Source organism: Devosia sp., from assembly GCF_035944845.1.
In the GTDB taxonomy this organism is placed as follows: Bacteria; Pseudomonadota; Alphaproteobacteria; order Rhizobiales; family Devosiaceae; genus Devosia_A.
Map to the genome: position 1 here is coordinate 41,684 of NZ_DASZAW010000065.1, position 7,672 is coordinate 49,355.

9 protein-coding genes and 1 pseudogene are annotated in these 7,672 nt (G+C 64.8%); 4 read left to right on the top strand and 6 right to left on the bottom strand.

The features are described 5' to 3' along the window. Positions 1 to 199 precede the first annotated feature (199 nt). Positions 200 to 1,417: an NnrS family protein gene (locus VGV07_RS11370; protein ID WP_326868807.1), complete on the bottom strand. Its 1,218-nt coding sequence runs from the start codon at positions 1,415 to 1,417 to the stop codon at positions 200 to 202. Between the two features lie 120 nt (positions 1,418 to 1,537). On the opposite strand from VGV07_RS11370, the gene VGV07_RS11375 reads away from it, so the two are divergent. Further along, entirely contained in the window at positions 1,538 to 1,855 is a 318-nt protein-coding gene (locus tag VGV07_RS11375) for a DUF1858 domain-containing protein (RefSeq protein WP_326868808.1), read from the top strand. Here the strand turns inward: VGV07_RS11375 and VGV07_RS11380 are convergent. The 3 genes from VGV07_RS11380 to nirK all read right to left on the bottom strand — a co-directional run bounded on the left by VGV07_RS11380 (position 1,743) and on the right by nirK (position 4,760). Next, positions 1,743 to 2,399: a Crp/Fnr family transcriptional regulator gene (locus tag VGV07_RS11380; RefSeq protein WP_326868816.1), complete on the bottom strand. Its 657-nt coding sequence runs from the start codon at positions 2,397 to 2,399 to the stop codon at positions 1,743 to 1,745. The two genes, VGV07_RS11375 and VGV07_RS11380, sit on opposite strands and share 113 nt — an antisense overlap. Before the next feature lie 206 nt (positions 2,400 to 2,605). Beyond that, positions 2,606 to 3,547, bottom strand: coding sequence for a formylglycine-generating enzyme family protein (locus VGV07_RS11385; RefSeq protein WP_326868809.1), 942 nt, complete (start codon positions 3,545 to 3,547; stop codon positions 2,606 to 2,608). A 67-nt stretch (positions 3,548 to 3,614) separates the two neighbouring features. After that, complete coding sequence (nirK, locus tag VGV07_RS11390; protein ID WP_326868810.1) at positions 3,615 to 4,760, bottom strand: copper-containing nitrite reductase; 1,146 nt, start codon at positions 4,758 to 4,760, stop codon at positions 3,615 to 3,617. 227 nt (positions 4,761 to 4,987) lie between these two features. Between nirK and VGV07_RS11395 the strand changes: the two genes are divergently transcribed. Both VGV07_RS11395 and VGV07_RS11400 read left to right on the top strand, forming a co-directional pair. Then, the gene (locus VGV07_RS11395; RefSeq protein ID WP_326868811.1) at positions 4,988 to 5,431 is read left to right on the top strand and encodes a pseudoazurin; all 444 of its coding nucleotides are present in this window, start codon (positions 4,988 to 4,990) and stop codon (positions 5,429 to 5,431) included. A gap of 56 nt (positions 5,432 to 5,487) precedes the next feature. Beyond that, entirely contained in the window at positions 5,488 to 6,192 is a 705-nt protein-coding gene (locus VGV07_RS11400) for an NnrU family protein (protein ID WP_326868812.1), read from the top strand. Between the two features lie 170 nt (positions 6,193 to 6,362). Here VGV07_RS11400 and VGV07_RS11405 read toward each other — a convergent pair whose 3' ends face one another. Further along, entirely contained in the window at positions 6,363 to 6,614 is a 252-nt protein-coding gene (locus tag VGV07_RS11405; RefSeq protein ID WP_326868813.1) for a DUF2249 domain-containing protein, read from the bottom strand. 466 nt (positions 6,615 to 7,080) lie between these two features. After that, positions 7,081 to 7,248 (bottom strand): hypothetical protein, encoded by a 168-nt coding sequence (locus VGV07_RS11410; protein WP_326868814.1) that lies wholly within the window; start codon positions 7,246 to 7,248, stop codon positions 7,081 to 7,083. Between the two features lie 59 nt (positions 7,249 to 7,307). Between VGV07_RS11410 and VGV07_RS11415 the strand changes: the two are divergent. Further along, positions 7,308 to 7,478 (top strand): annotated as a pseudogene (locus VGV07_RS11415) (transposase); the annotation flags it as partial. Between the last annotated feature and the right edge of the window lie 194 nt (positions 7,479 to 7,672).

The following is a 7,672-nucleotide window of genomic DNA, read 5'->3' on the forward strand; positions in this document are numbered from 1 at the left end:
CCTGGTGGGCGGGTCCGGACTGGATACCGGCCAGTTCAAACGTCCATTCGGGGCGGCCATGCCTCAGGCGGCGTTCGGCAACCCGTACGGAACGACGGGATGGTACGGTCCGGGCCGCCGGAGCTCTTTGCGCCGAGGCAAACAAGCGATCAGAGAACTGCGTGCCGGCACGTCCGCAAATAGCGCGCGAGCCAGGTCGCTATGCCAGCCTCGGGGCGAGCAGCATTCGGCCGTACTCCATTGAAAACAGCACGAAGGCCAGAATCCAGCAGGCACCGCTGAGCCCAAGAAGCTCATGGTAGTGGTCCGGCAGTAGCTCCGCGAACGGACGGATAACCGCCGCCACCAGCAGGGCCAGGTAGCTCACGGAGGTCCCGGGCGAGGCACTCAGTTTTCGCCCGGTGTGACCAAGCGTCGATCTGGTCATGACCGCGAGCGTCATGTTGCCCAAGGCGCCGACGGTAAGCACATGCAAAGCCGAAGGAGCACTGATCCAGCCGAGGGCCGATAGTGTGATGCAGAGAAGGCCCAGCGGCACGAAGGCGTATGCGATGTGCAGAACCACAAGCAGCGGCTCCTCGAGCGTGGCGGCACCCCGCCAACCGATAAGCCTGAGGGTATGCAGCGCCGCCGCCCCAAGGCCAAGGGCGACGACGGTCGGCGTCTCGGGCATGATCGTCCATGCGAGGAGGCAGGCCAGCATCAGGCCCATGGCAGCGATGTCGAGCCGTCCGAACGGACGGGGAAGCTTGCTGGCCTTGGCCTTTGCCAGCCAGTTTCGCGTGAAGCTCGGGACGATGCGGCCGCCCACCAGCCCGATCAGCGCAACGAACACCGATACACCTGCCCTGTGGACCGAACCGAGTTCGCCCCCAGTCAGGACCTGAAAATGAAAGCCCAGGTTGGCGCAGGTGAGCAGGCAGAGGGCGGCGAGGATCTTGAGATTCTTCCAGTTGCGACCGGCGATGATCTCGCGAGCGGCAATGGCGGCGAGCATCGGCAGGAATGCCCCATCCACGATCACCGTCGGGAATAGCCCGAATATGTCTGGCTGCAGCATCAGGATGCGACCGACCGCCCAAAGCCCGACCAATGCAAGCAGCGGAATCCCAGAAACCGGCAGCCTGCCAGTCCAGTTGGGGATCGCCGTCAGCATGAAGCCGGCGAGCGCGGCCGTCGTGTAGCCAAACAGCATCTCGTGGGCGTGCCAGGCAAGCGGACCATAGGTTTGTCCGCCGAGGCCCCAGCCGAGGGTCAATGCGCCGATCCACGCAGTCATCGACAGCACTGCAAACAGGCCGGCCCCTAGAAAGAAGGGGCGAAAGCCGTAGGACAGGATGGCGGGGCCGGAGGTGGCCAGTCCGCGCGGCATCCCGCCGCGGTGTCTGTCAGCGATCTTGTCCGCATTGGCTTGCATCAATCTCTCCCGAAGGTTGCCTCCTTATCGGGCGAGCTTCCTTGTTCGTCTTTGAGCAAGCGCAATGAGATGGCCGGGCGACGACGTTAGCATCTCCACCTTAAAGCGGAGGACCGAGACATGCGCTACGAAGAGTTCTCCAACCTGTGCGTGGCGGAGATCATGGGCAGATGGCCGGCGACCATCGGCGTCTTCATCGATCTGGGCATGCACTGCATCGGATGCCCGATCGGGGTGTTTCATACTCTCGCGGATGCCGCCGAGGAGCACGGGATTCCGCTGCAGGTGTTGTCGGCGGAGATCTCGGCGGCGATCGACGGGGAGACTAAAGCAGGCCCGGTACGTGCCCGTCACCGATCAGCAGCAGGCGGTGGGGGGCCTTCACGAGCAGCTTCTGTCGCCCACCTTCGACCAGGCCCGCGTTTTCCCAAGCAGTGAGTATCCGCGACACCGTGTGCAGGGTGGTGCCGGTCATCTCGGCAATATCCTGCTTGGAAACCGGGAAATCGATGCGGATGCCGCCTTCTTCCCGCTTTCCCGATTGGCTGGCGAGGCGGAGCACGGTGTGCGCCACGCGGCGCTCGACCTCCTCGGTCGAGAGTTCGCGCATCCTGGTGTGGGCGTCCTGCAGCCGGCTTCCCATCGTCTGCATGGCATTGATCGCAAGCGTGGGGTGGCGTTCCAGGATCGAGTCCCAGGTCGTCATCGGCCACGCCAAGGCGATGCTCTCTGCCACTGCGGTCGCGGTGCCGGGGTAGTCGGGCCGTCGGAGCGCTTTGGCGATGCCGAACAGGTCTCCGGGGTTCACCATGCGCACGATGATCTGTTGTCCCTCGGGTGTCACCTGCGTCACCCGAAGCCGACCATGCAACAACACGAAGAACTGGTCAGCAGCCTGCCCCTGCTCGAAGACTGCGGTTCCAGGTGGATAGCGCCGGCTAGTGCAGCCGGACAGGATGTCATGAAGCGCCTCGTCCGACATGTGCTCGAACAAGGGAACGGCCTTTACGAGGCTGTGATCGATGGCGGCGGCGCTCAAGTGTCGGTTCCGATAGGGTACAACGCAAGCTACCCGCTCAACTGCTACGCTGCAACGACCGGGATGACGCAGCTCACCAATGCTCAGTCGCGGGCCAGGCCCCGAGCACGGCTGGCTGCCGGCTCGTTCAGATCAATGACCGTCCAGCCTTAGTCGCCGCTTGCGGCTGCCTGGTCGTCGGCGCCATTCGGGGCAAACAGAGCCTGGATCATCTTACCGAGCGGCTCGTACCAGCGGGCCTTGCGGACCAGCCGGAACCCGAGGTTGTCCGGCGGCACCCCCACCGAGCATCCACCGCTGCGGCCATCCCGAATGAACGCGCTCATCGGCGTGCGGTGCTGGCCTTCGAGATATCGAACGCCGCACGATTGCAGCGTCGAAACGACGGTGCCGGCGCCGTCGACCAGGGTCCGGGCATTGCAGCTCGTCGTCCACTCCCAGACGGTCCCGCCAAGGTCGGCGATGCCGAACTCGTTCTCCCCGAAAGCGCCCAGCGGCTCCGGCTGCGCCGAGGCGTTGCCGATACCGACCGTTGCTTCCTTCTCGTAGAGTGCCAGCCAGCGGTCAGCGGGGTTCGAGCTGTCGGTGTCCTTGAGGAGCGCGTGATCCACCGCCTGCGAACCGGCCGCGAAGCTCCATTCCTCGATCGAGGGGAGGCGCCAGGTTTCGCCAGTCGCCGCCGACAGCCATTGGGCGTAATCGGTCGCGTCGTTGAAACTCACCCCGGTGGCCGGGACATCGCCTTCGACCCGCCGCCGGGGTTCGGCGACGTGGCACGCCCCGTCGGCGACGCACCGTGCATAGTCCGCGGCGCTGACCTCGAACTTCATGATCTCGAGGGGGGCGGGACCGGCGACCGTGACGACCGGCCCGTCCGCCGGCACACCGTCCCTGAGGAAATCTCCCGCGGCGCGGTAGCTGAAAGCTCGCGGCGCGATGAGCACGGTCCGGGGCGCGGCGACCGCCGCCGGCCGATCGAGGAACCTCGCCGCTCCCGACTGCTCGAAGATGAGCGCGGTTAGGGCCGCCAGCAGTAGAGCGGGCAGCAGCAGGCCGCCCGTGGGATCCGCCCGTTTGATGGCCTGTGTCATTGCCGTCCACCCGAAAAGGAGGAGAAAGGGTGGCCCGTGCATGTCGGGCAACCCGTCGTCAGGCGCGTCAGCCGATCGGCGTCGGCGGCTGAACCTGTGTCATCAGGTCGTCGTTCCAGTCGCCTTCGACGGTGAAGTGCGCCGTGGCCCCCAGTTCAACAGCCTCGATGAGGTTGTGGTTGACGTAGGCGTAGATGCCGGGCTGCAGGAAGGTGTAGAGCGCGGCACCGGCACAGCCGCCCGGGATGTGCCAGGTCTCGAGGTCGACTTCCGGCGGGTTGCGGAACTTGCCCGTGGCCCAGACATAGTCACCATGGCCACCGATCAGGTGCGGCCGCGTGTCCCGGTTCGCCTGCGAGTGGATGATCAGCACCGTCTCGCCGACCTTGGCCTGCATCGCATTCTCGCCGGTCAGGGCGCCGACGGCGCCGTTGAACACCTCATGGGTCGGCGTCAGGGTCTTCATCACCCGCAGCATGTCGTCGTAGCCGTCGCCGGCCGTCGGGTAGGTCTTGAAGTTACCGGCCTCGTCGCGCGGCACGTAAAAGTCCTGTTCGCCGATGTAGTAGATCCGATCGTAGTGCAGCGCGTTGCCCAGGCCATCCTTGAGGCCATCACGCGGCAGCACCAGGATGGCGCCGTTCATGCCCGACACGACGTGCCACGGGATCATCGGGCCGCCCGGCGCGCAGTGATAGACGAAGGCGCCCGGCCGAGTGGCCTTGAAGCGGAGCTTCACCTGCTCACCGGGGTTGATGAGTGTCAGCCCACCGCCGCCGAGGGCGCCTGTCGCCGAGTGGAAGTCAATGTTGTGCTGCATCATGTTGGTGTCGGGATTGATGAGCGTCAGTTCGACATAGTCGTCCTGATGCACCACCATCAGCGGCGCCGGCACCGACCCGTTGAAGGTCATCGCCTGTACCGTGGTGCCGTACTCGTCGAGCACCATCTCCTTCTCCTCGATCGTCAGCGTGAACTCGACCACCTGGGGTCCGCTCGTCGTGATCTGTTCGTGCGGATGGACGAACGGCGGGGCCACGAGTTCGACCTTCTTGCGCGGCAGATGGGCAAGGTCGGGAACCGGACCGGTGACCACGCCTGCGTCTTCTGCCGCGGCCGGCGCACTGGCCAAAATGGTTCCGAACACCCCAGCGAACGCTGCGCCTGCCAGCAATGCCCTGCGCGATACGTTGACTTCGTTCTGGGCGTCCATGGTCGTCTCCTGCCTGACATCGAGCGCTGATCGCTCGGTTCGCGGTCTAGGTAGGGCACCGCGGGGAAGCGCTCTTTGAGCCGCAACAAATAGAGCCAGAGAAGTTTCAGATCCTTTCGAGCAGATCGACGGGAAACTTGACGCAGATCAAAGAGCACGGCCGGCGAATAGCGGAGATGGCATCACCGACGTTCGATGAGCGTCGGGCGTGTACTAAGGAGAGCAAAATGAACGCCCACAAATGTCTTCTTGCCGCCGCCGCCATTGTTGCCATCGCCGGCGGGCCGGCGATGGCCGCCAACTTCGAAATCCATATGCTCAACAAGGGCGCAAACGGCGAAGGCATGGTCTTCGAACCCGCCCTGGCCGAAATCGCGGTGGGCGACACGGTGACCTTCATCCCGACGGACAAGGGGCACAACGCGGAAACCATCAAGGACATGCTTCCGGAGGGGGCGGAGCCGTTCAAGGGGGCGATGGGTAAGGAGATCGTGGTGACGTTCACCGTTCCCGGCGCCTATGGTGTGAAGTGCGCACCGCATCTCGGCATGGGCATGGTCGCCCTGGTCGTCGTCGGCGATGCTCCAGCCAACCTCGATGCCGTGAAGGACGCAAAGGTGCCCAAGAAGGCCCACGAGCGTCTCGAAGCGCTCTACGCCGAGCTGCCGTAACTCGAGCAGCCATCGGGCCGGGTGTGGCCGGCCCGACGGCGCGCCGGGAGGCATGGATGCAGAATGTTCTCGGTGGCTACGCGGAGTTCGCTTTGGCGCTCTTTGCGTTTTTTGCGGCACACGCCGTGCCGTCCATACCTGGGCTCAGGGCCCGGCTCACCAGTCTGTTCGGCCTTCGCACATACCTGATCGCCTATAGCTGGGGCTCGATCGTGCTGCTCGCCTGGCTCTTTCGGGCTGCCGCGGACGCGCCATTCATCGAACTCTGGCCATTCGCTGAATGGCAGCGAATCGTCCCCGCAATCCTTATGCCGGTGGCCCTCTGCCTGGCCGTCTTCGGGCTGACCACCCCCAATCCACTGTCCCTTTCGGTCTGGCCCGTCCGCCACTTCGATGCGGATCACCCGGGGATAGCAGGACTTGTCCGCCACCCGATCCTGTGGGCGACCCTGCTGTGGTCGTTGGCCCATCTCGTGCCCAATGGCGACCTGGCGCACGCGGTGCTCTTCACCACGTTCGGCATGCTGTCAGTGTTCGGCATGCTCATCCTCGACATCAGGAAGCGGCGGATGCTTGGCCACGATCACTGGACTCAGCTCGCGAAGCTGACGTCGATTCTCCCGGGAGCCGCGCTGGCACGGGGATGGCGACCGCGACCTGATACCACCGATGTCTTCAAGGCGGCTGCCGGACTGGGGGCCTACGTCGTGCTGACGATGGCGCACGCGAGCTTCGCGGGCGTGCCAGCACTGCCCAGTTGAACCGGTGCGCTGCCCGTCCAAATTGCCGACACGGTCGGTCGATGAGAAGCCGCCACCCCAGCAGCCGCACGCCGTCACACATCGCCAGCGTCATCGCGGCGATCGCGAAGCAAGAGCGGGATCGCGCGGAGCCACCTAGGTTCCGCGGGGCTCCATCTCGGCTCGTGAACCTAGGCGACGAGACGGTCGATTCGGACTTTCCAGACGTCTGGGCCATTTTGCTCGTAGGTCCATTCGAAAATACCCGGGTACTCAGCGCTGAATTGGTAGAACAGCGGTTTTGGGTCGTGATCGTTCACGATGCGGAGGCACCCACCGCCAGCAAGGTGCTCAAACGTCGAGAAGATGAGTGGGTGGCGCATGCGGGGCGCCACTTGGCGAATGTCGATGACGATTTCAGGTGCCAGGCGATCGTTGCGCATCAGATCAGTGTCCTTTGTTCGGGCGCGGCCATCGGAGGGCCTTCGGACCTCCATGATGAGGCCGAGGTCGACGATGCTGAGACCGATCTCGGGCGCCGAGAAGGCACTCGCACGGGCCGGGATCGAGGCTGGTTTCGGTGATGCCCATCGGGGCAGCCCAAGTGACGACGATCTTCATAGCGGGATCGGCGAAGGCGCTCTTTGCGCGAGCGCAAACTCGGCCGGATCTGCAGGAAATGCCGGGACGACGGGGATCGACGTCGTCCACGTCAATGGCGAGCTCCGAACCCTCCGCGACAGCATCGAGCGGCTAGTCATCCGGCCTCGTAGTTCCGATGGGTGTCACCGCATTGCGGTAGCTGCCCTCGAGCTGTCCGCGGATGCCGAGTCCGGATCGATATGCAAGCTGGGCCGCGCATATCACCCACAGTGCGAGGTCACCAGCCGGCGCAAATGCGATAAGGAGTCACCCTGCGCCGGTGAAGAAGTCGGCGCTTGCCACTACGACGCCAAGTCCCAGCCAGCTCGACGTCCGCTCCGCCACTGCCGCGCCGAGTATGCCAGTCACGCCGGCGCAGGCCAGTGCCAGGCCGACCGTCGCGCTATCGAGACCGATCGAAGCAGCGTGAAACACGTAGATGGTACCGGCGATGCTGTTGCCGATGAACCAGATGTGCAGAGTCAGCGCATAACTGCCTCCGGCTGATGAGCGTGCCGGGCGTCGGCCCGCTGATGTCCATTGCGGTGGTGGCCGCCATCGGCACCGGCGAAGCCTTCGACCGAGGCCGCGACTTCGGCGCCTGGCTCGGCCTGGTGCCACGCCAGTACAATACGGGAGGCCGATCCATCCTAGTTGGCATCTCCACCCACACTCTAACCAAGGGGCGTGGGGGCAGTGTCGGTTCGGGCCACCGCCGGATCGCAGTCCGGTGCCGTTCTTCCTGGACTTGTGCAACGGCTCACACCCTTGGTCGATCCCACGAGCATCGGGAGACCAGGAGCATGACGCAGGGCAGCCGGCAGCACTCGATATCCCGCCGTAGCGTCCTCGCCGGTGC